We start from the raw sequence: 24506 nt of genomic DNA on the forward strand, positions 1-24506 counted from the left end.
ATGGTGGGCGCGGTAGGGATCGAACCTACGACCGCTCGGGTGTAAACCGAGTGCTCTCCCGCTGAGCTACGCGCCCGGGATCCCGGAGCCCGAGGGCCCCGGGAGACGACTCACAGTGCTGCGAGCGCCTTCTTCCAGCCGTCCTGGTCACGCGCCTCGCCCGGCCCGTTGACCTCGGAGAACTGGACGACGCCGTCCTTGTCCACGAGGAACGTGCCGCGCAGGGCGAAGCCTGCGCCGTCGTTGAAGACGCCATAGGCCTTGGCGACCTCGCCGTGCGGCCAGAAGTCCGCCAGCAGCGGGAACTCGTAACCCTGGGCGTCCGACCACGCCTTGAGCGCGAACGGGTGGTCGACCGACACGGCAAGGATCTGCACGTCGGCGTTCTGGAAGCTCGACAGGTCGTCACGGACGGAGCAGAGCTCGCCCGTGCAGACCCCCGAGAACGCGAACGGGTAGAACACCACGAGGGCAGCCTTGTCGCCGCGGAACGACGACAGGGTCACCTCCTGGTTGTTCTGGTCCTTCAGCGTGAAGTCGGGGGCCTGGGAACCGACCTCGGGTGCGGCCATGCGTACAACTCCTCGGAGGCATGCGGGAGCCCGCCGGTCACCCGGCGGGCACGTTCCCGGCCGAGCCTAGGCCACGGGGGGCGAGCCGCCCACCCGCGCCACGGCTGTCGAGGGCTCAGGTCACCGCTTGGCCTTGCTGTTCGCCTTCGGCGACGCGAGCCGGGCGCCGGCCCACTCGTCGCTCACGCTGACGTTCGACGTCTGGGTGAGGCCCGCCGTCGGCGCGGCCTCGGCGATCTCGCTCGGCTCGAGATGGCCGTCCCGGCCCGTCTTGGGGGTCAACACCCAGACGATGCCGTTGTCGGCCAGATTGGCGCGGGCGTCCACCAGGGCGTCGACGAGGTCGCCGTCACCCTCCCTGAACCACATCAGTACGACGTCGATGACCTCCTGCGCGTCCTCGTCGAGGAGTTCGTCGCCGGAGCGCTCCTCGACGGCGTCGCGCACCGTCTCGTCGACATCGGTGTCATAACCCAGTTCCTGGACGACCATGCCCGGTTCGACACCGAGCTTGCCCGCGATGTCGGACGTTCGTCCGGCATCTTCCGCGGCGACCACGCGTGCACCTCTTTCCTCGTGAACGGGCACGGACTCAGCGTCCGCGCCCTAGGGAACCCGACTCATCGATGCGGAATCCGAACACGACCGGACTGCCGCGCGCAACCGCCGTTCCGTGATCACGCGTAGAGGGGCACGATAGGGGATGTGTCGCGCACCCGCCGTACCACGGCACAGGGGCGGTGGAGGCAACACCGCAGCAACACCCGCGACACTGTCGACGACGAGGTCGACACCGAACAACGAGTACCGACACTGCACGCCCACGCAGGGAGATCCCTTGACCGGCCAGAGCACCACCAGCGACGACAGTCCCCGACGCGTGCACGTCATCCGCGACGGACTCGCGGCGCACCTCCCGGACATCGATCCCGAGGAGACCGCCGAATGGATGGACTCCTTCGACGCCGTCCTCGACGCCGCGGGCCAGCAGCGCGCGCGTTACCTGATGCTGCGGATGCTGCAGCGAGCCCGGGAACGACACGTCGGCGTGCCGTCGCTGACCAGCACGGACTACGTGAACACGATCCCGACGGACCGTGAGCCGTGGTTCCCCGGGGACGAGGAGGCCGAGCGGGCCTACCGTCGCTGGATCAGGTGGAACGCGGCCATGACCGTGCACCGCGCCCAGCGCCCGGGGATCGGCGTGGGCGGGCACATCTCGTCCTACGCGTCGTCGGCGACGCTGTACGAGGTGGGCTTCAACCACTTCTTCCGCGGCAAGGAGCACCCGGGCGGCGGGGACCAGGTCTACATCCAGGGCCACGCCTCCCCCGGCATCTACGCCCGCGCGTACCTCGAGGGGCGCCTGTCGGAGGACCGTCTCGACGGCTTCCGCCAGGAGCTCAGCCACGGCGGCAAGGGCCACGGCCTGCCCTCCTACCCGCACCCGCGCCTGATGCCGGACTTCTGGGAGTTCCCCACCGTCTCGATGGGCCTCGGCCCGATGAACGCGATCATGCAGGCGCGGTTCAACCGCTATCTGGGCGCGCGGGGTATCAAGGACACCTCGGACCAGCGCGTCTGGGCGTTCCTCGGCGACGGCGAGATGGACGAGCCGGAGTCGCGCGGGCAGATCCAGATCGCGGCGACCGAGGGCCTGGACAACCTGACCTTCGTCGTCAACTGCAACCTGCAGCGCCTCGACGGGCCGGTGCGCGGCAACGGCAAGATCATCCAGGAGCTGGAGTCGTTCTTCCGTGGCGCGGGCTGGAACGTCATCAAGGTGATCTGGGGCCGCGAGTGGGACTCGCTGCTGCACGGCGACCGCGACGGCGCCCTGATCAACCTGATGAACACCACTCCGGACGGGGACTTCCAGACCTACAAGGCCAACGACGGCGCGTACGTCCGGGACCACTTCTTCGGCCGGGACCCGCGCACGAAGGCGCTGGTCGAGCCGCTGACGGACGACCAGATCTGGCAGCTCAAGCGCGGTGGGCACGACTACCGCAAGGTCTACGCGGCCTACAAGGCGGCGACCGAGCACAACGGCCAGCCCACCGTCATCCTCGCGAAGACGATCAAGGGCTACGGGCTGGGCTCGCACTTCGCCGGCCGCAACGCCACGCACCAGATGAAGAAGCTGACGCTGCCGGACCTCAAGCAGTTCCGGGACGAGCAGCGCATCCCGATCTCGGACGCCGAGCTCGAGAAGGACCCGTACCTGCCGCCGTACTACCACCCCGGGAACGACGCTCCGGAGATCCGGTACATGGAGGAGCGGCGCCGTCAGCTCGGCGGTCCGCTGCCGTCGCGGCGCACGACGTCGAAGCCGCTCGTGCTGCCCGGGGACAAGGTCTACGACTTCGTCAAGAAGGGCTCCGGCAAGCAGGAGGTCGCCACCACGATGGCGTTCGTCCGGCTGCTGCGCGAGCTCATCAAGGACAAGGAGATCGGGGGCCGCTTCGTCCCCGTCATCCCGGACGAGGCGCGCACGTTCGGCATGGACTCCATGTTCCCGACGCAGAAGATCTACAACCCGCACGGGCAGCAGTACACGTCCGTCGACGCGACGCTGATGCTGGCCTACAAGGAGTCCGAGCAGGGCCAGCTGCTGCACGAGGGCATCAACGAGGCCGGCTCGGTCGGGTCGTTCACCGCGGCGGGCACCTCCTACGCCACGCACGACGAGCCGATGATCCCGGTCTACGTCTTCTACTCGATGTTCGGCTTCCAGCGCACCGGTGACTCGATCTGGGCCGCCGCGGACCAGATGGCGCGCGGCTTCCTCGTCGGCGCCACCGCGGGCCGCACGACGCTGACCGGCGAGGGCCTGCAGCACAACGACGGCCACTCGCTCGTCCTGGCCAGCACCAACCCGGCCGTCGTGGCCTACGACCCGGCGTTCTCCTACGAGATCGCGCACATCGTGCAGGACGGGCTGCGCCGGATGGTCGGCGACGAGCCCGAGAACGTCATCTACTACCTGACGGTCTACAACGACCCGTACGTGCAGCCGGCCGAGCCCGAGGGCCTGGACGTCGAGGGGCTGCTCAAGGGCATCTACCGTTACGTCGGCACGAACAAGGAGGACGGGCCGCAGGTGCGGCTGCTTGCCTCCGGCGTCGCGCTGCCGTGGGCGCTGCGGGCCAGGGACATGCTGGCCGAGCAGTGGGGCGTCGGTGCCGAGGTGTGGTCGGTGACGTCGTGGGGCGAGCTGCGCCGCGACGGCGTCGAGGCCGAGCGCGCGAACCTGCTGCACCCGGACGCCGAGCCGGTGACCCCGTACGTGGCCACCGCCCTGGGCGGCTCGGACTCGCCGGTCGTCGCGGTCTCGGACTGGATGCGCGGCGTGCCGGACCTCATCCGGCAGTGGGTCCCGGCGCCGTTCACCTCGCTCGGCACGGACGGCTTCGGCCTGTCGGACACCCGTCCGGCCGCCCGTCGGCACTTCGCGGTCGACGCCGAGTCGATCACGGTCGCGGCGCTGTCCTCGCTGGCGAAGCGCGGGGAGATCGACAAGGGCGTCGCGGGCGAGGCGGCGGCCAAGTACCGCATCGACGACCCGCAGGCGGCCGGCCCGCAGACGTCGGACTCCGGGGTGGCCTGACCATCGGTGCGCGGGGCGCCGAGAGCTGGGCGTAATCGGTTACGTGAATAACCGTTAACGCCGATCGGCGCCCCGGCTCTCCGCTCCCGTGTTTCCTCCGCGTTCCGGAACGGATAACCGGCGAATTGACTCTCGGCAACGCGCCAGGATCGCGCTAGGCTCCGCCCGATGCCGACCGCGTGATCGCGCGGAAGGCGTTCCACCTGGTCGCGAAGGAGTTGCGGCCGGGCGGCGCAATTCGGGACACGGCGTTCCGGTGAGCAGGCACGAGGAGAGCAAGAATGGCAGAGGGCACCGTCAAGTGGTTCAACAGCGAGAAGGGCTACGGCTTCCTCGCACCCGACGGTGGTGGCGCGGATGTGTTCGTGCACTACTCCGCGATCCAGGTGAACGGCTACAAGAGCCTCGACGAGGGGCAGCGCGTGTCGTTCGACATCGAGCAGGGGCAGAAGGGGCCGCAGGCGACCGCGGTCACCCCGCTCGGCTGATCGGACCGACCGACACCCGCAAGCACCTTCCACCACCCATCGGCGCTCACCGGTTCTGCGCTCCTCGCGAGACCTCCAGGTCCCCGCACAGAGATCGATCGGTACGTCGTCGTCGACCGGGGTGACCCCAGCGGTCACCCCGGTCGATGACGTCCGGGGACGGGTGCATCCCCGGACGTGCCATGCTCTGCGCGTGACGCTGTCCGAGGTCCGCAGGGTCTCACCTGCGACACTGCGGCGCCTCGAGCTGGCCGCGGGGGACCTCGCGGGCTCCTGCCTCGCGGCCATGGAGGAGCGCCAGCCGTGGTTCGCCCGGCTGCCCGCGGACCAGCGCGCCGGCGTCCTCCTCGTGACGCAGACGGGCGTCGCGAACTTCGTGGCCTGGCTCGGCGAGCCCACCGAGACCATCCGGCTCACCGCCGAGGCCTTCCGGATCGCGCCGCGGGACCTCGCCCGCCGGCTGAGCCTGCGCCAGACCGTCGACCTCGTCCGGATCGCCACCGAGGTCTTCGAGGAGCGGCTGCCGCCGCTGGCGGCCGACCGCGAGGAGTACCGGATCCTCGTCGAGGCCGTGCTGCGCTTCGGCCGGGAGATCGCCTTCGCCGCCGCCACGGTCTACGCCGCCGCCGCGGAGGCCCGCGGCGCCTGGGACGCGCGGCTGGAGGCCCTCGTGGTCGACGGCGTCGTCCGGGGCGACGCCCAGGACGGGGCCGACGGCGTGCTCTCCCGCGCCGCCGTCCTCGGCTGGGACCCCGCCGCGGCCGTGCGCGTGATCGTCGGCAGCCCGCCGCTCGAGGAGGCGGACCCCCCGCCGGAGTCGCTCACCGGGCTGCGCCGGCACGCGGCCCGGCTCGGCCGCTCGGTTCTCGTCGGGGTGCAGGGAAACCGGCTCGTGGTGCTGCTCAGCGAGCCGCGCCGGAGCCGCGGGGTACCGGACGACGACTCGGTCGGCGCGTCGTCCCCGGAAGCGGTGATCGGGCCGATCGTGTCCGACTTCGGCCCGGGCCCGGTCGTCGTCGGCCCGCTGGCGACGGGCCTGGCCGACGCCCACGCCAGCGCCCGGGACGCGCTGTCCGGGCTCCGCGCCGTTCCCGCGTGGCCGGACGCACCCCGGCCGGTGGCGGCGGACGACCTCCTCCCGGAGCGCGCGATGTGCGGCGACGCGGTGGCGCACCAGCGGCTCGTGGAGACCGTGATCGAGCCCGTGGAGAGCGCGGGCGGCGAGCTGCTGCGCACCCTCGGGAGCTATCTCGAGGGCGGCGGCGCGCTCGAGGCGTGTGCCCGCGCGCTGTTCGTCCACCCCAACACGGTGCGGTACCGGCTACGCCGGGTGAGTGAACTCACAGGCCTCGTGCCGGCGGACCCGCGGGACCAGCTCGTGCTGCGGACCGCGCTCGTGGCCGGCCGCCTCGCCGCGGCGGACCGGACCCCCGACGCGTCCGCGTACACTCCTGACCAGCATCGGAGATGAACCATCGAGACCACGGTCACCTGCGGGACCCTACAAATCGCCCCGGTGGCCACTCGCCTGTCGGGTCGATGATCCCGGTCGCGTTGTGGACATCCTCCAAATCCCGGGGTTGGAGTTGGTGCGTGGCGGTATCCCGGAGCCGGAGGTCGACCGTGTTGGGTAGGCGGCTGTGATCGCGTTGCTCGCGCCGGGACAGGGATCCCAGACCCCCGGCATGCTCGAACCCTGGCTCGACGACCCTTCGGCCTCGGCGAAGGTCGACGCCTGGTCCGACGCCACGGGGCTGGACCTGCGCCGGCTCGGCACCACGGCGGGCGCGGACGAGATCAAGGACACGGCGGTGACGCAGCCGCTGGTCGTCGCCAACGCCCTGCTCGCCGCCGCCGCCCTCGCCGCGCGGATCGACCTGCCCTCCGGCGCCCCGACGGCCGGGCACTCCGTGGGTGAGCTCGCCGCCGCGGCGATCGCCGGGGTCCTCTCCCCCGACGCGGCCGTCGCCCTCGCCGCCGTCCGCGGTCGCGAGATGGCCGCCGCCTGCGCGCTCGAGCCCACCGGCATGGCCGCCGTGCTCGGCGGCGAGCCGGACGTCGTCGTCGCCCGGCTGGCGGAGCTGGGGCTGGACCCGGCGAACCGCAACGGCGCCGGCCAGATCGTCGCGGCCGGCTCGATCGGCGCGATCGACGAGCTGGTCGCCGGGCCCCCGGTGGGCTCCCGGCGGGTGGCCGCGCTGCCCGTCGCCGGCGCGTTCCACACGCGGTTCATGGCGACCGCGGAGGAGGCGCTGCGCGCCCACGCCAAGGACATCTCCCCCGCGGACCCGGTCCGGCCGCTGCTGACGAACGCCGACGGCTCGGTCGTCACCACCGGGGAGGACGCGCTGGACCGGCTGGTCTCGCAGGTGACGAAGCCGGTCCGCTGGGACTCCTGCATGGCCGCGCTGAAGGAGCTCGGGGTCACCGCGGTGATCGAGCTCCCGCCGGCGGGTACCCTCGTCGGCCTGGTGCGCCGGGACCTCAAGGGCACCGCCACCCTGGCGCTGAAGACCCCGGACGACCTCGACAAGGCCGTCGCGCTGATCGCCGAGCACGCGGGAGCGGCTCAGAAGGAGCCCACACAGTGAAGTTCAACCTGGCGCCCGCCCTCGCCGGGGCGCGCATCCTCGGGCTCGGCAGCTACCAGCCCGAGCACGTCGTCACCAACGCCGACCTCGCGAAGCGGGTCGAGACGGACGACCAGTGGATCCGGGACCGCGTCGGCATCGTCGAGCGCCGGATCGCCCAGGACGACACCACCCTCGTGGACATGGCCGTCGAGGCCGGGACCCGCGCGGTGAAGGACTCGGGGCTGGACGCCGGCGACATCGACACCGTGATCGTCGCGACCTGCACGATGCCGAACCCGATCCCCAACGCCGCCGCGCAGACCGCGGACCGGGTCGGGATCCACGCCGCCGCCGCGTTCGACCTCAACGCCGCCTGCGCCGGGTTCTGCTACGGCCTCGGCGCCGCCGCGGACCTCGTGCGCTCCGGGACGTCGAAGAACGCCCTCGTCATCGGCGCGGAGAAGCTCTCGGACTGGGTGGACTGGGACGACCGCTCGACCTGCATCATCTTCGCGGACGCCGCTGGCGCGGCCGTCGTCGGCGGGGCCTCGACCGAGGACGACGTCGGCATCGGGCCGGTCGCCTGGGGCAGCGCGGGGGACATCGCGTCGACCATCCGGATCCTCGGCGAGAGCACGAACAAGCTGCACCAGGAGGGCCAGGCGGTCTTCCGCTGGGCCACCACGCAGATCGCCCCGGTCGCGCTCGAGGCCATCGGGAAGGCCGGTCTCACGCCCGCGGACATCGACGTGCTGATCCCGCACCAGGCGAACCTGCGCATCGTCGAGGCCGTCGCCAAGCGGCTGCGGGCCAAGGGCGCCCGGGAGGACATGCGGGTCGCGGACGACATCGTGTACTCGGGCAACACGTCCTCGGCCTCGATCCCGCTGGCGCTCGACCACATGCGCGCCGCCGGGAAGATCCGTTCCGGCGAGCTCGCGCTGCTCGTAGGCTTCGGCGCGGGCCTCTCGTACGCGGGCCAGGTAGTCGTCTGCCCGTGAGGCCTGATTCGATGTGGCCTGCTTTGCTTGCACCGACCGGCACCACCCCCACCAGAAGGAGCACACCCGTGGCTGACAACGCCGAGATCCTCTCCGGCCTCGCCGAGATCGTCGAGGAGGTCGCCGGCATCGACACCGCCGAGGTGACCGCCGACAAGTCCTTCGTCGACGACCTGGACATCGACTCGCTCTCCATGGTCGAGATCGCGGTGCAGGCCGAGGACAAGTTCGGCGTCAAGATCCCGGACGAGCAGCTCGCCGAGCTGAAGACCGTGGGCGACGCCGTCGACTACATCTCGAAGAACCAGTAAGACCCCGCTCGCATCCGCACCGCCGCTGCACCGCTTTCAGGAGGCCCCCGCATGCCCGCCGACGTACTTCCTTCCGCGGAGGCGGAGTCATGACCGACGTCGTCGTCACCGGCTACGGCGCGACGACCCCGCTCGGCGGGGACGCCACGTCCACCTGGGACGCCCTGCTCGCCGGCAAGTCCGGCGTCGGGCGCACCCGGGGCGAGTGGGTCGAGAAGTTCGACCTGCCCGTCAAGATCTCGGCGCAGCTCGCCGTGGAACCGTCCGAGGTCCTGCCGCGCGTGCAGGCCCGCCGGATGGACCGCGCCGAGCAGGTCGCGATCATCGCGGCCCGCGAGGCGTGGGCCCACGCGGGCCTCGCCGTGGAGAAGGGCGAGGAGCCGCGGGTCGAGCCCGAGCGGCTCGCCGTCGTCATCGGGACGGGCATCGGCGGCGTGACCACCCTGCTCGACCAGGACGACCTCCTGGAGACGGGCGGGCTGCGGAAGGTCTCGCCGCTGACCGTCCCGATGCTGATGCCGAACGGGCCGGCTGCCATGGTCGGCCTCGAGATGGGCGCGCGCGGCGGCGTGCACAGTCCCGCCTCCGCATGTGCCACCGGTGCCGAGGCTCTGGCCTGGGCGTACCGGCTGCTCAAGGCCGGCGAGGTCGACGTCGTGATCGCCGGCGGTGCGGAGGCCTGCATCAGCGGCATCACCGTCGCCGGGTTCGTGCAGGCCCGCACGCTGAGCCAGCGCAACGACGAGCCCGAGAAGGCGTCGCGGCCGTTCGACACCAAGCGGGACGGGTTCGTCCTCGGCGAGGGTGCGGGCGTCATGGTCCTCGAGCGGGCGGAGTACGCCGCCGCCCGCGGGGCCACCGTGCACGGCCGGCTCTCGGGCGTCGGAATCACCTCCGACGCCTACCACATCACCGGGCCGGACCCGGAGGGCACGGGCCAGGCCCGCGCCATGGCCAACGCGATGCGCACCGCCGAGATCTCCCCGTCCGACGTTGGGCACGTGAACTGCCACGCGACGTCGACGGTCGCCGGTGACGTCGGCGAGACGGTCGCGATCCGCAAGGCGATCGGGGACCACCCGGTCATCACCGCCCCGAAGTCCGCGCTCGGGCACCTCGTGGGCGGCGCGGGCGCCGTCGAGGGCATCATCGCGATGCTCTCGGTGCGGGACGGGATCATCCCCGCCACCCTCAACCTCGACGAGCTGGATTCGGGCGTCACACTCGACGTCGTGGCCGGGGAGCCGCGGAAGATGGAGCTCACCGCCGCGGTGAACAACTCCTTCGGCTTCGGCGGGCACAACGCCAGCTTGGTGTTCACCAAGGTCTGACCGGCTCTCCTCGAGCACACTTCCCGGCGTCCCGGCACAGGTTCCACCCTGTGCCGGGACGCTGTCGTCTGTGCTCGAGCGCCGCAGCCTGTGCTCGAACACCCAGCCTGTGGATGGACGGTCGCCCGGGTGACGGGAGTCCGTCATCGTGGCGGCGTGGGCGTCGACGGGGTGTGGTGCGGTCCGACTGGTGGCCGCGGGTCTGGCGCAGGAAGAGGTGCAGCGGCTCCGCAGGAACGGTCGGCTGGCGTCGATCCGGCGCGGGGCCTACGTCGAGGCCGGGGACCGGCGACTCGAGGACCCGGCGGCCGCGCACCGCCTGGGTGTCGCGGCGGCGGTGCGGGTGCTCGCGAGCTGGCCGGGCGGCGCCGTCGTCAGCCACGTGTCCGCCGCGGTCCTCCACGGTCTGCCGGTCTGGGGCGTCCCTCTGGACCGGGTGCACATGACGCGGGCCCGGCGCGGAGGTGCCCGCACCGGCAGGGACCTCTGTCTCCACTCCGCCCTCCTCGATCCGAGCGAGGTCGTCGTCCGCGACGGGATCGCGGTCACCTCCATGGCGCGGACACTCGTCGACCTGGGTCGGAGTGTTCCGTTCCCGCAGGCGGTGACGGTGATCGAGGGGAGGAGCCGGGGACACGGTGTTCGCGGAGAAGCGGCGGGAGGGCGCGCTCCGCGCCGAGGGCCTCACGGTCGTCCGCTGGACGTGGACCGAGCTGTCCGCCTTCGCGCCGGTGGCCGCTCGTCTCCGGGCCGCTCTGGGCCTCCGAGCACACGTCGTGGCGTTCCGGCACAGGTTCGGCCCTGTGCCGGGGCGGCGAAACCTGTGCTCGACCGACCCCTGTGCTCGACCCCCGTGCTCGACCGACCTCAGCAGGGGCTGCCGACGAGGCTGCCGGCGGCGCCCGTGTCGATCCGCGGCGGGCTCCCGGTGAGCGGCAGGCTCCCCCGCCAGCAGATCCGGCCCGTGCGCAGCGTCTCCGGGGCGTCGGCGGGATCCTGGGTGCTCACGAAGCGGACCAGGGCGAGGAGGGCGTCCGCGGGACGGTCGTCGATGCGGTCCACCCGGATCGTGCCGTCCACGGTGGTCCGCACGCCCGCCTGCCAGGCCTCCTCGGGCTGCCGGGCCACCCGGTCCGGCACGACGGTGTCCGACCAGCCCTGGTAGTCCTTGGCGTTGATCGCGTCGAAGTAGCGCTGCAGCTGCGACCGCACGGACTCTCCGGCCGGGTGCGCCACCGCGTCCAGGCTGAGCGTGACCTCGCTCGACCCGGCGCTGGAGGAGGGTCTGTCCGGCGGTGCGTACAGCGGGGCACTCCCCTCGAAGGAGCGGACCCCCGCCACGGCGGCGCCGATCCCGCCGCTCACGAGGACGACGACCAGCACGACGACCAGCATCGTGCGGCGTGCCCGGAAACGTGTACCAGGCCGCCCGGACGCCTCGCCGCTCACCCGGACAGTCTGCCGGATGCCTGCAACCGCCCCAGCAGGGAGGCCGCCGGTCAGCCGACCTGGTGCAGCCAGGTCACCGGGGCGCCGTCGCCGGCGAAGCGGCAGGGCTCGAGGGCCTCGTCCCACGCGGCCCCGAGGAGCTCGGCGATGCGGCCACGGACCTGCGAGGCCGGGGTCTCGGCGAGCACGGCGCGGAGCTGGTCCTCCCCGAGGACGACGTCGCCGTTGGCGCTGGTCCGCCCGCTCCACAGGCCGAGGCCGGGGACATGGCAGAACCGCTGGCCGTCGACGCCGTGGCTGGGCTCCTCGGTGACCTCGAAGCGCAGCATCGGCCACGCCCGCAGGGCACCGGCCAGCGCACCGGCACTGCCCGCGGGGCCACCCCACGTGCACTCCGCGCGCAGCTGGCCGGGAACGGCGGGCTGCGCAGACCACTGCAACGTCACTCGGGAACCGAGGACGCCTGATATCGCCCACTCGACGTGCGGGCAGACCGCAGTCGGCGACGAGTGGACGTAGACCACGCCACGTGTGCTCACTGCTGACCTCCGCTTTCGAGACGAGGATCGCCTTCCCCAACGTCCTCGGTCGTGCGGTGTCTTCGGTGATGCCACTGGCGCGTGCGTGTAGGTGCGGGTCTCCCAACCCGTTCAGGGAGCGGATACGGCTGTGCGGTGATCACTGTGCACGATCCGACGGATCGCCGCCACCACCGCGCGGTGGACGCGGCGTGTCGCCCCCCACCGGGAGTGTCGTTCCGGTAGGGGCCGGCGACTGCCCCGGGCCCGGTCATCCTCCGCCTCCGCCGAGCAGCCCGCCGTCGACGAAGAGGTTGTCCGCGAGATCGGCCTCGCCGGGCACCCGCAGGGGTCCGACGGCGGCGTCCCTGCGGAAGCGGTTGCCGGTGATCCACAGGTCGGAGAGGCCGTCCGAGGTCTCGCCGAGGCGCAGCGTGTAGTCGCCGCCGCCCAGCTCGTTGCCCCGGATCACGACGGCTCCGGGCCGCTCCGCCCGCCACGCGGGCGGGGGGTCGACGACGACAGCGCTCCCGCCACCCGGACCGCGCTCGATCCGGTTGCCCTCCACCAGCACGTCCCCGGCCGGGGCGACGAGCGCGAGGGCGTCGCCGGAGCCCGCGAGGTCGTGCAGCCAGCTGTTCCGCAGGGTCACGCCCGGCCCGAGCCGGGCACCGGTGAGGTCCGGATCCCCGCGGAGGCCGGCGAGCTCGACGCGTTCGGCCGTCCAGTCCGCGCCCTCCACCCCGGCCTCGGTGAAGTCGCCGGTGACGGTCGTGTCCTCGATCCGCACCGAGCCACCGTCGACCGTCCGGATTCCGGCGGGCAGGGTGCCGTCCCCGGTGACCCGGCTGCGGCGGACCACCACGTCCCGTGCCTCGACGACGATCCCGCCCGCGACCTCCAGCCCGTCCAGGACGGCGCCGGGCTCGCTGACCGTGAGCGCGGAGATCCGGCAGAGCGGCAGGTCGTCCGGCACGCCGACGCTGTCCGGGGCGGGCGGCGCGTAGGGCCCGGCCTGCACGCAGGTCGGGACCGCCGCAGGGGCCTCGTCACGGAGGCCGGCCAGCATTCCGCCGGCGGCCGCAGCGGTGATCAGCGCCGCGAGGATCGCCCGCGCCGCTCCGACCGTGCCTCCACCGACCTGCACCATGCGACGGAGAGTACGCAGCCGAGCACTTGCCGTAGTCGAGCTGCTAGGGCGTGGCGTAGTGCATGACCACTCCGTGATCCTCCGTCGTCAGGATCCCGCGCTGGACCAGCAGGTCCAGGTGGGCCTGCGTCTCCAGAACCGCCATCATCATGTTGAAGCGGTCGAGCTCGGGGAGGGTCCGCTCGCGCCGGGTCCAGGTGAGCGCCCCGGCCACCTCGAACGCGGTGCTCCGGCCCTCCTCGGTCGCCTTGAGCGTGGCGTCGAGCCGGTCCGCGTGGTGCTCCAGCAGCTCGTCGACCCGCTCGTGCACCCGCCGGCCGACGGGGCCGTGCGCGGGCAGCAGCGCCGCGTCCGGCCGGTCCTTGAGCAGTTGCAGCGAGACCAGGAAGTCTCCGAGCGGGGTCGCGGTGGGGCGCGGTTCGAAGCCGATCGACGGCGTGATCCGCGGCAGCACGTGGTCCCCGGCGAAGAGCAGGTCCGACGCCTCGTCCGCGAACACGACGTGCCCGCGGGTGTGCCCCGGCGTCTCGACGACCTCGAGGCGCCGCCGGGCGGCCGGCGGCCCGACGGTGACGACGGCCCGGTCCGCGAGGTAGCCGTCCGGGCGCTCCCAGCCGGCCATGTCCCGCTCGCCGCGCGGGACGGCGTCCATCTCGGCGGCCAGCTCGTCCGCACCGGCGCGGTGCAGGCGGGCCCCGTGCACGCCCCACGCCGTGTGCCCGGGGCGGATCGCCTCGTCGATGTTGGGCCGCTCCCCCGCGCCGATCAGCACCTGCGCGCCGAACTCCTTCCGGAGCGTCACGGCCTGCGTGTAGTGGTCGCGGTGGGAGTGGGTGACGAGGAAGCGGCGGACGCCGGCCAGGCCGGAGCCGAGCACGTCGAGCGCCCCTGCGAGCAGCTCGCGGGACTCCGCGAGCGCCCAGCCGGCGTCGACCAGAGTCCAGCCCGCGTCGTCCGCGATCGCGTAGACGTTGACGGCGCGCAGCCCGTCGTTGGGCAGCGGCAGCGGGATCCGGTAGACGTCCGGGGCGCAGCGGTAGACGCCGGACGCGGTCCAGTCCCCGGCCGCACCGGGGTCGTCGTGGAGTTCGGGGCGGGTCATGTCGGCACCCTAGGCGAACGGTCGTTCACCCGACTCCTCACCGTACGAACTCGTCCACCTCCGCCGGGCCGGCCTCGTGACCGACCATCGCCGAGCCGTAGACCTGTGCGAACTCGACGAGGATCTCGTCGAGCGGGAGGTCGGTGTACACGCCGCGGTAGCGGACGTACTCCATGTGCCGGCTGCCGTCCCCGGTGAACTCGTGCATCAGCGCGTCCGCGTCGCCGTCGAACGGGATCGGCGCGACACCGAAGCGGGCGCAGAGCTCGGCGTTGAACGCGGGCGTCGCCTTCACCCAGCGCCCGTTCAGGTACAGGTCGGTGTAGCCATGGAAGACGAACAGGTCCGCGCCGCCCATCTTCTCCTGCAACCGGGACGACGTGAGGTGGTTGCGGACGTCCGCGAAGCCCAGACGCGCCGGGATGCCGGCCGCCCGCGCGGCCGCGGTGAGCAGGACGGCCTTGGGCACGCACCAGTTCGACGGCGCCTCCGCGACCGCGCTCGCCCGGTAGGCCTCGCGCGCGGACGCGATGTGGTGCGGGTCGTACCAGATCCCGTCCCGGACGGCCTCGAACAGCAGCACCGCCCGCCGGACCGGGTCCGGCTCGTCCCCCACCACGCGCGCGACGTACGCGCGCACCTGCGGCGAGTCCGAGTCCACGAACTCCGTGGGAGCCAGGTGCTCCGGGAGGACCGGGTCGTCGGTGATCGGTTGTGCGGTCATCGGGAGAACCTCCTCGTTCGAGGCGATCGTACGACGCGGTTCTCGGAACTCAGAGCGATCGTCGATCGACTTTGCGTCACACACCCCGAACCCGGCGCGGCCGGTCCACCCGTCCGTGGGCCGTCGATCACCTGGTCGGTGAGGCGATGTCGACTACTCTCCGGTCACAGGAACCCCACACGTCGCAGGTGTGGCGGCACGGACGACGGAGGTCTCGAGGGCATGGCAGAACAGGTGCCGGGCAAGCAGGACGTGATCGAGGCACCGTTCCTCACCGTGGCCGAGGTCGCCGAACGGATGCGGGTCTCGAAGATGACGGTCTACCGGCTGCTGCACAGCGGGGAGCTGCCCGCTGTCCGGTTCGGGCGGTCGTTCCGGGTGCAGCGGGGCGCGGTCGAGGACCTGATCCGGGCCGCGCGGTACGAGGCCAGCTGAGCTGCTGTGCTCCGTGCGACGAGCAGACCGCTACGTCCTCCGGGCGGCCCGGCCGCGGGGGCGCAGCGGCGTCGGTGGGAGGGCGGGCGCCGCGAGCGGATCGCCCTCGTAGCCCCGCACCGTCCCGTACGGTCCGTCCGCGCCCGCGATCTCCGCCTGCCACGCCGCGCGGGCCTGCGCAATCTCGGCGCCGGTCCGGCCGACGAAGTTCCACCACATCACCAGCTCACCGGCGAACGGCACGCCCCCGAGCAGCAGGAACCGGCTGTCCGTCTCCGCCCGTAGACGCAGCTCGCGACGTCCGCAGCCCAGGTAGAGCAGGGCACCGACGTCCAGGCCGGGTGCCGGCCCGTCCACCGGCTCACCGCCGATCTCGGGGCTGCCGGACACCGTCAGAACGGCGTGTTCGAAGTCCGGTTCGAGCGGCAGCCGGACGTCCGCGCCCGCGGCCAGCTCGACGTCGACGCCGACGAGCGGGGTGTGCACCCGGCCGGCGGAGCGGGCGCCGTCGACCTCGCCCAGCAGGACCGTCGCGCGCATGCCCGGGCTCCGCAGGACCGGCAGGTCCACGTGGTGCTCGAAGCGGGGCGGGCTCGCGCGGTCCTCGTCCGGCAGCGCGACCCACAGCTGGGCGCCGTGCAGCAGCGGGGCGTGCGGGTCCGGGGACTGCTCGGAGTGCGCGATGCCCCTCCCCGCCGTCATCAGGCCGAGCTCGCCGGGCCTGATCACGACGTCGCTGCCGAGGGAGTCCCGGTGGTGCACCTCGCCGTCGAGCAGCCAGCTCACCGTCTGCAGGCCGATGTGCGGGTGCGGGGCGACCTGCATGCCGGGCTCGCGGGCGACCTCGTCCGGGCCGTAGTGGTCCACGAAACACCACGCGCCGACCATCCGCCGGTCCAGGCTCGGCAGCAGGCGCCGCACCAGTGTGCTCTCCCCCAGCCGCACGGTCTTCGAGCGCAGCAGGTCGTGCGTCGGAGCCGCTGACGCGTCCGCCGAACAGACGGTCACCGACGGGTCGGCCGTCATGTTGCTCATCGAGATCCCCCATCCCGGAAGGTTCAACGGTAGCCGGGACACACGCATGTCATCCGTTGCTGCGACGATCCTGCGACGCGACGTGAGGGCCGGCTCGAGTTGACCGTCACCGAACCGGCACTGCTGTCCCTCCAGATCGCCGTCGCGGGTCCGACGACCGCAGAGGAGCTCGTGCTGACCCTGGACGGCTCCACGTTGCCCACCCCGCGCGAGATCGACGGCGGCTACGGCGGGCGCGTGCACATTATCAAGGAGTGCGCCCCGGGCGCCCTGGTCGTCGGGTACGCGGCGTCGGTGGAGGGCACGTTCCCGATCCCGGCGCCGCCGGGGTCGGAGGAGCACGACCGGATCGTGCAGATGCGGCCGAGCCGCTACTGCCCGTCGGACAAGCTGCTGTCCACGGCGAACCACGAGTTCGGGGACATCGAGGACACCGGAAAGCTGATCGACGCCGTCCGCGACTGGGTCAACGGCCGGCTGCTCTACATCGGCGGGTCCAGCAAGCCGACGGACGACGCCGTGGACACCCTGCTGCTCGGCGAGGGGGCGTGCCGGGACTACGCGCAGCGGGTCGTCTCGCTGCTGCGCGCGCGGGACGTGCCGGCGCGCCTGGTCGCGGTGTACGCGCCGGGGTTGAGCCCGATGGACTTCCACGCGGTCGTCGAGGCCTGGACGGGTCCGAGTGGCGGGTCGTCGACGCGACGGGGCTCGCGCCCCGGCGTTCGATGCTGCGGATCTCGACGGGCCGGGACGCCTCGGACACCGCGTTCCTGACCACGCACCACGACGGCGTGGACCTGAACTCGATGATGATCACCGCGGTGGTCGACGAGCTGCCCGCGGAGGACCCGGCGGAGGCCCTCTCACTCCGGTGAGAACCCGAAGGTCGTGATCGCCGGCGGGCCGCCCGCCGGCAGGCTCTCGAACACGAACCGCTCGTGCGGGACGGTCTGCTCCGGCAGCGCGTCGACGGGGAACCAGGCGAGGTCCGCGGCCTTCGTCTCCTCCTGCAGGACCGGTTCGCCCGTCCAGCGGCGGCAGGTGAAGAAGAAGTCCACCCGCTCGTCGATCGGGTCGTCGTTGCGGTGGGTGCGGTGCATCGCCGTCAGTGGAACGAGATCGTCCGGATCGACGGTGACGCCCAGTTCCTCCGCGGCCTCCCGGCACGCCGCCTCCACGACGGTCTCCCGCGCCTCGACGTGCCCCGCGGCGGCCGTCGCCCACCAGCCGTCGCGGTAGCCGGTGTTCCGCCGGAGCTGGAGCAGGACCTCCCCGCCGTCCTCGGGGCCGCGGCGCAGGACCACGTAGGCGGCGGGCACGAGCCGGAAACGATCGATCACGGCGCAGATTCTGCGCGGGCAACACCGCGGTAACCCGACCGGCCTACCGTCGTGGGTCGAGGAGACCCGTGCGGAGGGAGACCGCCATGAGCCGCGCCGCGCGCCTGCGCACCGGCGGCGGGCGGCTGGGCGCGGTCCCGCAACGCGACGCGGACCTCCGCTACCGGACCGTCCACGGGTACCGGCGGGCGTTCCGGGTGGCCGGATCCGGGCCGCCGGTCGTGCTGATCCACGGCATCGGGGACAGCTCGACGACCTGGGAGAGCGTGATCCCGGCGCTCGCCCGCCGACACCTGGTGATCGCGCCGGACCTGCTGGGCCACGGCCGTTCGGACAAGCCGCGCGCGGACTACTCGGTCGCCGCCTACGCGAACGGGGTGCGGGATCTCCTCGGGGTGCTCGGCGTCCCGCGCGCGACGCTCGTCGGGCACTCCCTGGGCGGCGGCGTCGCCATGCAGTTCGCCTATCAGTTCCCGGAGCGCACCGAGCGGCTCGTCCTGGTCGGCAGCGGCGGTGCGGGGCCGGACGTGAACCCGGGGCTGCGGCTGATGTCGATGCCCGGCGCCGCGCTCGCCCTGAACGCGCTGCGCCTGCCCGGGATGCGCTGGCAGGTGGGTGCGGCCGTCGAGATGCTGAAGGTGCTCAGGACGGGCCTGGGCCTCGACGCGCCGGACATGCTCCGCATCGTCGACTCGCTCCCGGACGCGACGGCCCGGGCGGCCTTCATCCGGACGCTGCGGGCGGTCGTGGACTGGCGCGGCCAGGTGGTGACGATGCTCGACCGCTGCTACCTGACCCGCGGCATGCCGACGCTGCTCGTGTGGGGCCGGCGGGACGCGATCCTGCCCGTCGCGCACGCGTACCGGGCGCACGAGGCGATGCCCGGCAGCCGGCTGGAGATCTTCCCCGAGGCCGGGCACTTCCCGTTCCACACCGACCCCGCGCGGTTCGTCGGGCTGCTCGAGGACTTCCTGGGCTCCACCGAGCCGGCGCGGTGGAGCCCCGAGCAGTGGCGGCAGCTGCTGCGGGCGAAGGGCGGGACCACCGGTCCGATCAGCCCGGCCGAGGAGCGCTCCGCGACCTGACCCGGCTCGTCGTGAGGACCAGCAGGAGCGCACCGACCACGGTGAGCGCGACCGTCCCGGCGGTCTGCGCGACGGCGTCGGCCGGCGGAACCCGTGCAGGCAGGGCGTGGAACGCCGTGTGCGGGATCGAGTACAGCAGGAACCCGATCAGCGTGGTCCGGACGAGCAGCGGTTCCGGTCGCCACGCCGTGATCCCGAGCATCACCCCGACCGCCAGGCTGTACGCGCCGACGTCCGGGACGAAGTGCTCGTGGTAGGGCGGGAAGTACGCGGCCCAGGTGTGGCCGGGCAGCGGGAAGGCGTCGAAGAAGGCGAGGTCCCCGACCACGCGCCGCTCACCCGGTTTCCTGCTCAGCACCCGGGGCGTCGCGCCGCGGGCCCGCAGCCGCTCGACCAGCACTCGCCCGAGGGTCCCGGTTCCCCCGGTGCGAGGATCGGCTCGTCCATCACTGCTCCCGTCGTCCGGGCCCGGATATCGGCCGTACGGGAGGGGACAGGGCCGCGCTGAGGAACGTGACGGGATGCGTCCCGGCTCACGCCCTGGCGTGCCTCGCCGCCCCGCCCCGACCTGTCCCCGGCGCTCGAGTGGCTCGAGCGTCATCCTGCGCTGCTTGAGCCACTCGAGCGCCGGAAGCCTCCGCGCCGGAAACGGCCGAGGGCCCGGCACCGTGCGGTGCCGGGCCCGTCTGGGCGTGCGGAGTGGGTCAGCTGCAGCCGCTGGTGGAGCCGCAGCCCTCGCAGAGGTAGCAGGAGCCCGCCGGGCGCATCTTCGTTCCGCAGGTGAGGCAGAGCGGCGCGTCGGCCGCCTTGCCCAGCCGCAGCTCGAGGAGCTCCGTGGAGCTGCCGACCTCGACCGGCGCCGGAGCGACGCCCGCCGGTTCGGCCGCCGCCGGGGTGGCGTCGACGCCGGAGCGGATGGCGTCGATGTCGACGTCCGCGCCGAAGTCGCCCGGGCCGTAGCTCTCCGCGACCTGGCTGGTGCGCTCCGCCGCGGAGAAGATGCCCAGCTGGGCACGCTTCTCGTAGGGCAGGTGGTCCAGCGCGAGCCGCCGGAACAGGTAGTCCAGGACGCTCGTGGCGATCCGGACGTCCGGGTCGTCCGTCATGCCCGCCGGCTCGAAGCGCAGGTTCGAGAACTTCGAGACGTAGAACTCGAGCGGGATCCCGTACTGCAGGCCCACCGAGATCGACATGGAGAACGCGTCCATCACGCCGGCGAGCGTGGAGCCCTGCTTGCCGAGCTTGACGAAGATCTCGCCGAGGCCGTCGTCCGGGTAGGAACCGGCGGTCAGGTATCCCTCGGCGCCCGCGACGGTGAAGGACACCGTCTCGCTCGGACGCTTCTTCGGCAGCCGGCGACGGACCGGGCGCTGCTCGACGACCGTGACGGTCTCGGGCTCCGCGTCCTTGCGGGCGGTCTTGCCGGCGGACAGCGGCTGCCCGACCTTGCAGTTGTCCCGGTAGATCGCGAGTGCCTTGAGGCCGAGCTTCCAACCGTCCATGTAGACGCGCTCGATGTCGTCGACCGTCGCCGTCTCCGGCATGTTGACCGTCTTGGAGATCGCGCCGGACAGGAACGGCTGCACCGCGGCCATCATCCGGACGTGCCCCATCGCCGCGATGACCCGCTCGCCCATGGCGCAGTCGAAGACCTCGTAGTGCTCCGGGCGCAGGCCCGGCGCGTCCACGACGTGCCCGTGCTCGGCGACGTACTCGACGATCGCCTCGGCCTGCTCGGCCTGGTAGCCCAGCTTGTCCAGCGCCCGGCGCACGGTCTGGTTGACGATCTGCATGGAGCCGCCGCCGACCAGCTTCTTGAACTTGACCAGCGCCAGGTCCGGCTCGATGCCGGTCGTGTCGCAGTCCATCATCAGGCCGATCGTGCCCGTCGGGGCCAGGACGGAGGCCTGCGCGTTGCGCCAGCCGTTGCGCTCGCCGGTGGCCAGCGCATCCTTCCAGGTGATCGTGGCGAGCTTCTGGATCGCGGTGCTGGCCGGGTAGGTCCGGTAGCCGTCGTTGGCCGACGCGTGCTTGCGCATGACGCGCTGGTGCGCCTCGGCGTTGCGGGCGTAGCCCTCGTACGGGCCGACGACGCCGGCGAGCTCGGCGGATCGCTTGTACGCGGCACCGGTCATCAACGAGGTGATCGACGCGGCGAGCGCACGCCCGCCGTCCGAGTCGTACGCGTGGCCGGTGGCCATGAGCAGCGCGCCCAGGTTCGCGTAGCCGATGCCGAGCTGGCGGAACTTGCGGGTGGTCTCGGCGATCGGCTCGGTCGGGAAGTCCGCGAAGCAGATCGAGATGTCCATCGCCGTGATGATCAGCTCGACGGCCCTGGCGAACTTCGGGGCGTCGAACTGGCCGTCGTCGCCCAGGAACTTCAGCAGGTTCAGCGAGGCGAGGTTGCAGCTGGAGTTGTCCAGGTGCATGTACTCCGAGCAGGGGTTCGACGCGCTGATCCGGCCCGACTCGGGGGTCGTGTGCCAGTCGTTGATCGTGTCGTCGTACTGCATGCCCGGGTCCGCGCACTCCCAGGCCGCCTGGGCGATGCCGCGGAACAGGTTCCGCGCGTCCGTGCGCTCGATGACCTCACCGGTGGTGCGGGAGCGCAGGCCGAAGTCCGTGCCCTCCTCGACCGCGCGCATGAACTCGTCCGTCACGCGAACCGAGTTGTTGGCGTTCTGGTACTGGACCGAGGTGATGTCCGAACCGCCGAGGTCCATGTCGAAGCCCGCGTCCCGCAGCACGCGGACCTTGGCCTCCTCCTTGGCCTTGGTGGCGACGAACTCCTCGATGTCCGGGTGGTCGACGTCCAGCACGACCATCTTCGCGGCCCGCCGGGTGGCGCCGCCGGACTTGATCGTCCCGGCGCTCGCGTCCGCGCCACGCATGAAGGAGACCGGGCCCGACGCGGTGCCGCCGGAGGACAGCAGCTCCTTCGAGGAGCGGATGCGGGAGAGGTTGAGGCCGGCACCGGAGCCGCCCTTGAAGATCAGGCCCTCCTCGCGGTACCAGTTCAGGATCGACTCCATGGTGTCGTCGACCGAGAGGATGAAGCAGGCGCTGACCTGCTGCGGCGAGGCGGTGCCGACGTTGAACCACACCGGTGAGTTGAAGCTGAACACCTGGTGCAACAGCATCCAGGTGAGCTCCTGGGCGAAGATCTCCGCGTCCTCGTCGGTCGCGAAGTAGCCGTGCTCCACACCCGCGCGGTGGTAGCTGCCGACGACCCGGTCGATCAGGGCGCGCAGGCTCGACTCACGGGTCGCGCTGCCGACGGCGCCACGGAAGTACTTACTGGTGACGATGTTGGTGGCGTTGAGCGACCAGAAGTCCGGGAACTCGACGCCGCGCTGCTCGAAGTTGACGGTGCCGTCCCGCCAGTTCGTCATGACGACGTCCCGGCGCTCCCAGGTCACCTCGTCGTAGGGGTGCACGCCGGCGGTGGTGTAGAGGCGCTCGACCGTCAGGCCCGCGGCGCGCTTACGCTTCACCGGGCCGTTTCCGTCCGCCTTCTCCGCTCCGCGCCTGGCACGCGTCGCGCCGCCCCCCGAGGACGTCCTGTCCGAGGCTTCCGCCCCGACGGTCTCCGTCATGCTCTCCCTCTCACAATCCGAACGTGTTCTTTCGCCGTCCCACCCGTTGGGGCGACGGGACGGTCTCGGACCGGGTCTGCTCGGGAGTCGGCACCGCTGTCGGCCCCTCGATCTCGCCCCTATTCGCGCGTGGCCTCGCCACGCCCGGCGCCGGTGCGCCGCGCGACGGGATCACGCGCCTCCCGGTCCCGCGGTTCGGCTGCTTCCCCGGCAGCCGCCTCGCGCAGATCGGCGATCTCCTTCTCGAAGTCCTCGATGGAGGAGAACGAACGGTAGACGCTCGCGAAGCGCAGGTACGCCACCTCGTCGAGCTCCTTCAACGGTCCGAGGATCGCCAGCCCGACCTCGTGGCTGGGCAGCTCGGCCGTGCCGCCCGCCCGGACGGCCTCCTCGACGCGGTGCGCCAGCTGCTGCAGCGCATCCTCGTCAACCGGCCTTCCCTGGCAGGCGCGTCGTACACCGCTGACGACCTTGTCCCGGCTGAACGGTTCGGTGACGCCACTGCGCTTGACGACGGCGAGCACGGCCTCCTCGACCGTGGTGAACCGCTTGCCGCACGCCGCGCACGAGCGGCGGCGACGGGTGGCCTGGCCGTCCTCGACCTCACGGGAGTCGATGACCCGGCAGTCCGAGTGACGACAGAACGGACACCGCACGAGCAACCTCCCCCGAAGACCCCGCCGAACCGAATTGGCTGGGGCGAACCCAACCTGTAGGCGAACAACACAGATGTAACCACAACATGTGGGGCCTGGCCATCGCTGGCCCCCGTTGTCCCCGACTCTCGCCCGATCGTGGGAAGAAGGGTTCCACACGATCTCCGAACGCCGCCCGGTGGCTCCACAGTGGTGCCTCGGCGACACCCAGTGACGCCCTGCAGGTCACGTGGATGACGTGACCGCGACACTCGGGGCCGACAGCCGCGCCGGCACGCGCCGACCGCTCGTCGCGTCGGCGACACGCCGGGCATGTGCGGGGAACGCGTCGCCCCCGGGGCGCCCCGCACCCGGCGTGTCGGCCGCGCGCCGGCCCCAGGGCGTGGGTGTCGGACCGACACGAACCGTGGCGGGCGGTGGAACGTCCGGGGCAGTCCGTCCAGCGGCCCGGTGCTCCTGCTCCCGGGGCCCACGTTCACGATGCAGCGAGATCGGCGAGCAGCCCGAGCAGCACGACGGCCGTGGCGCTGGCCGTCACGACGGCCAGGCCGGCCAGGAATCGGTCCAGCCGACCGAGGACGGGCCGCGGGACGGACCCGACCAGGAGTCGTCGCGGACGGCGGGCGACGCACGCCCGCTCAGGCCGCCGCGGCGAGCTGCCACGGCCGTGATCGGCACCGGCGGGGTGCTCGCCGCCCCTGTGCGGAGCGCGGAGAGCGAGGACCTCACGGGGTGTGCCGAGGGCGAGCCGCGCCCGCGGGACGGCACGGCGGACGAACTCCTCCTGCGCGTCGGTTCCCGGACGGAGATCCTCGGTCTGGCGGTCCCGCACTCCACGGACCGGATGACCACCGGCCGGATGTCCACCGGCGTGCCGCCCTCCGCAGGCCGCGTTCCGACCCGCGCCTGTCCGTCGCGGGGCTGTCGGCGCGGCCGCGTCCCCACGTCCGCGCCGAGCACCTCGGGCCGCCTTCGGGCCCGCGTTCTCCGCACGGCGGCGGACCGCTCGCGAGCCCGGCTGTGCACCCTCAACCGTGCCGCTCGGCGGCCGCCGGCCGGTGACGGCCGGGCGCGCGTCGTTGGTGTGGTTCCCGAGATCCATGACGACCTCCCCGCGGCGGTCCGACCGCGCCCGGACCGGATACCCGGGCGTCCTCGAACGCCTGTCCGAGGTCTATCAGCGACCCCCGACAAGAACGGCAGGACGCCCGTCCGGGCGTCGATCAGGCCGGGACGCGCAGGGTCCGGCCGGGCTCCAGGGCGACCGAGGTGAGCCGGTTGTCCCTGAGGATGCGCTCCACGACGGCTGCCGTGTCCGCCTCGGGGGCCACGCGCCGCGCGACGTCCCAGGCCGTGTCCGAGGGACCGGTGACGACGAGCCGCGTCCCGTCGGGAACGGTCGACCGGGCCGCGGCGGTGCCCGCGGCGTCCGCGATCAGGCCGAGGCCGACCACCACCGCCGTCGAGGCGAGCGTCACGGCGAGCCCGGCGACGAGTCGGCGTAGCCGGTGGCGCGCCTCGCCGACCGGG

Annotated in this window: 25 protein-coding genes and 1 tRNA gene; 11 read left to right on the forward strand and 15 right to left on the reverse strand. The window is 72.5% G+C overall.

Features of this window, described 5'->3' with window-relative positions; genetic code table 11:
• Position 1: 1 nt before the first annotated feature.
• The 3 genes from JWP64_RS09735 to JWP64_RS09745 all read right to left on the reverse strand — a co-directional run bounded on the left by JWP64_RS09735 (position 2) and on the right by JWP64_RS09745 (position 1130).
• A tRNA-Val gene (locus JWP64_RS09735) sits at positions 2-76 on the reverse strand.
• A 34-nt stretch (positions 77-110) separates the two neighbouring features.
• A complete protein-coding gene (locus JWP64_RS09740) occupies positions 111-572 on the reverse strand; it encodes a peroxiredoxin (protein ID WP_297494890.1) in 462 nt (153 codons plus the stop codon).
• 120 nt (positions 573-692) lie between these two features.
• On the reverse strand, positions 693-1130 hold the full coding sequence (locus tag JWP64_RS09745) for a DUF3052 domain-containing protein (RefSeq protein ID WP_297494893.1): 438 nt from the start codon (positions 1128-1130) through the stop codon (positions 693-695).
• 280 nt (positions 1131-1410) lie between these two features.
• Here JWP64_RS09745 and aceE point away from each other — a divergent pair, with 280 nt between their 5' ends.
• From aceE to JWP64_RS09780, 7 genes are all read left to right on the forward strand, one after another.
• Positions 1411-4182, forward strand: coding sequence for a pyruvate dehydrogenase (acetyl-transferring), homodimeric type (gene aceE, locus JWP64_RS09750; RefSeq protein ID WP_297494897.1), 2772 nt, complete (start codon positions 1411-1413; stop codon positions 4180-4182).
• Positions 4183-4463: 281 nt separating this feature from the next.
• Positions 4464-4670, forward strand: a complete 207-nt coding sequence (locus tag JWP64_RS09755; RefSeq protein ID WP_297494900.1) for a cold-shock protein — start codon at positions 4464-4466, stop codon at positions 4668-4670.
• Positions 4671-4869: 199 nt separating this feature from the next.
• Positions 4870-6141, forward strand: coding sequence for a CdaR family transcriptional regulator (locus JWP64_RS09760; RefSeq protein WP_297494964.1), 1272 nt, complete (start codon positions 4870-4872; stop codon positions 6139-6141).
• 169 nt (positions 6142-6310) lie between these two features.
• Positions 6311-7261 (forward strand): ACP S-malonyltransferase, encoded by a 951-nt coding sequence (locus JWP64_RS09765; protein WP_297494903.1) that lies wholly within the window; start codon positions 6311-6313, stop codon positions 7259-7261.
• Entirely contained in the window at positions 7258-8244 is a 987-nt protein-coding gene (locus JWP64_RS09770; RefSeq protein ID WP_297494907.1) for a beta-ketoacyl-ACP synthase III, read from the forward strand. Before JWP64_RS09765 ends, JWP64_RS09770 begins: the two co-directional genes overlap by 4 nt.
• Before the next feature lie 68 nt (positions 8245-8312).
• Positions 8313-8555, forward strand: a complete 243-nt coding sequence (locus JWP64_RS09775; RefSeq protein ID WP_297494910.1) for an acyl carrier protein — start codon at positions 8313-8315, stop codon at positions 8553-8555.
• Between the two features lie 89 nt (positions 8556-8644).
• Positions 8645-9886 carry a beta-ketoacyl-[acyl-carrier-protein] synthase family protein gene (locus tag JWP64_RS09780; RefSeq protein ID WP_297494913.1) on the forward strand — a complete coding sequence of 414 codons (1242 nt, stop codon included), beginning with the start codon at positions 8645-8647 and terminating at the stop codon, positions 9884-9886.
• A gap of 867 nt (positions 9887-10753) precedes the next feature.
• Here the strand turns inward: JWP64_RS09780 and JWP64_RS09785 are convergent.
• The 5 genes from JWP64_RS09785 to JWP64_RS09805 form a co-directional block, all read right to left on the reverse strand.
• On the reverse strand, positions 10754-11335 hold the full coding sequence (locus JWP64_RS09785; RefSeq protein WP_297494915.1) for a hypothetical protein: 582 nt from the start codon (positions 11333-11335) through the stop codon (positions 10754-10756).
• A 50-nt stretch (positions 11336-11385) separates the two neighbouring features.
• Positions 11386-11874, reverse strand: coding sequence for a DUF3145 domain-containing protein (locus JWP64_RS09790; protein ID WP_297494918.1), 489 nt, complete (start codon positions 11872-11874; stop codon positions 11386-11388).
• Between the two features lie 250 nt (positions 11875-12124).
• On the reverse strand, positions 12125-13003 hold the full coding sequence (locus JWP64_RS09795; RefSeq protein WP_297494921.1) for a hypothetical protein: 879 nt from the start codon (positions 13001-13003) through the stop codon (positions 12125-12127).
• 43 nt (positions 13004-13046) lie between these two features.
• Positions 13047-14105, reverse strand: coding sequence for an MBL fold metallo-hydrolase (locus tag JWP64_RS09800; protein WP_297494924.1), 1059 nt, complete (start codon positions 14103-14105; stop codon positions 13047-13049).
• A gap of 37 nt (positions 14106-14142) precedes the next feature.
• A complete protein-coding gene (locus JWP64_RS09805) occupies positions 14143-14829 on the reverse strand; it encodes a transglutaminase family protein (RefSeq protein WP_297494927.1) in 687 nt (228 codons plus the stop codon).
• Between the two features lie 222 nt (positions 14830-15051).
• On the opposite strand from JWP64_RS09805, the gene JWP64_RS09810 reads away from it, so the two are divergent.
• Positions 15052-15264, forward strand: coding sequence for a helix-turn-helix domain-containing protein (locus JWP64_RS09810; protein ID WP_297494930.1), 213 nt, complete (start codon positions 15052-15054; stop codon positions 15262-15264).
• Between the two features lie 30 nt (positions 15265-15294).
• Here the strand turns inward: JWP64_RS09810 and JWP64_RS09815 are convergent, their stop codons facing one another.
• On the reverse strand, positions 15295-16299 hold the full coding sequence (locus tag JWP64_RS09815; protein WP_297494933.1) for a pirin family protein: 1005 nt from the start codon (positions 16297-16299) through the stop codon (positions 15295-15297).
• Positions 16300-16398: 99 nt separating this feature from the next.
• Here JWP64_RS09815 and JWP64_RS09820 point away from each other — a divergent pair, with 99 nt between their 5' ends.
• Both JWP64_RS09820 and JWP64_RS09825 read left to right on the forward strand, forming a co-directional pair.
• Positions 16399-17073 (forward strand): transglutaminase family protein, encoded by a 675-nt coding sequence (locus JWP64_RS09820; protein WP_297494936.1) that lies wholly within the window; start codon positions 16399-16401, stop codon positions 17071-17073.
• Positions 17025-17174 (forward strand): hypothetical protein, encoded by a 150-nt coding sequence (locus JWP64_RS09825; protein ID WP_297494939.1) that lies wholly within the window; start codon positions 17025-17027, stop codon positions 17172-17174. The genes JWP64_RS09820 and JWP64_RS09825 overlap by 49 nt, the downstream gene beginning before the upstream one ends.
• Here JWP64_RS09825 and JWP64_RS09830 read toward each other — a convergent pair.
• Positions 17163-17639 (reverse strand): NUDIX domain-containing protein, encoded by a 477-nt coding sequence (locus JWP64_RS09830; RefSeq protein ID WP_297494942.1) that lies wholly within the window; start codon positions 17637-17639, stop codon positions 17163-17165. The genes JWP64_RS09825 and JWP64_RS09830 overlap by 12 nt on opposite strands.
• Before the next feature lie 86 nt (positions 17640-17725).
• On the opposite strand from JWP64_RS09830, the gene JWP64_RS09835 reads away from it, so the two are divergent.
• Positions 17726-18724, forward strand: a complete 999-nt coding sequence (locus JWP64_RS09835; protein WP_297494945.1) for an alpha/beta hydrolase — start codon at positions 17726-17728, stop codon at positions 18722-18724.
• Here JWP64_RS09835 and JWP64_RS09840 read toward each other — a convergent pair.
• The 5 genes from JWP64_RS09840 to JWP64_RS09860 all read right to left on the reverse strand — a co-directional run.
• Positions 18693-19124, reverse strand: coding sequence for a hypothetical protein (locus tag JWP64_RS09840; RefSeq protein ID WP_297494948.1), 432 nt, complete (start codon positions 19122-19124; stop codon positions 18693-18695). The two genes, JWP64_RS09835 and JWP64_RS09840, sit on opposite strands and share 32 nt — an antisense overlap.
• 304 nt (positions 19125-19428) lie before the next feature.
• The gene (locus JWP64_RS09845; protein WP_297494951.1) at positions 19429-22320 is read right to left on the reverse strand and encodes a vitamin B12-dependent ribonucleotide reductase; all 2892 of its coding nucleotides are present in this window, start codon (positions 22318-22320) and stop codon (positions 19429-19431) included.
• Between the two features lie 119 nt (positions 22321-22439).
• Positions 22440-22976, reverse strand: a complete 537-nt coding sequence (gene nrdR / locus JWP64_RS09850; protein ID WP_297494954.1) for a transcriptional regulator NrdR — start codon at positions 22974-22976, stop codon at positions 22440-22442.
• 475 nt (positions 22977-23451) lie between these two features.
• Positions 23452-23808, reverse strand: coding sequence for a hypothetical protein (locus JWP64_RS09855; RefSeq protein WP_297494957.1), 357 nt, complete (start codon positions 23806-23808; stop codon positions 23452-23454).
• A gap of 391 nt (positions 23809-24199) precedes the next feature.
• The coding region (locus JWP64_RS09860) for a LysM peptidoglycan-binding domain-containing protein (RefSeq protein ID WP_297494960.1) at positions 24200-24506 on the reverse strand (307 nt) is incomplete at its 5' end.

Origin of the sequence: Pseudonocardia sp., assembly GCF_025465255.1 — a bacterium.
Classification (GTDB): domain Bacteria; phylum Actinomycetota; class Actinomycetes; order Mycobacteriales; family Pseudonocardiaceae; genus Pseudonocardia.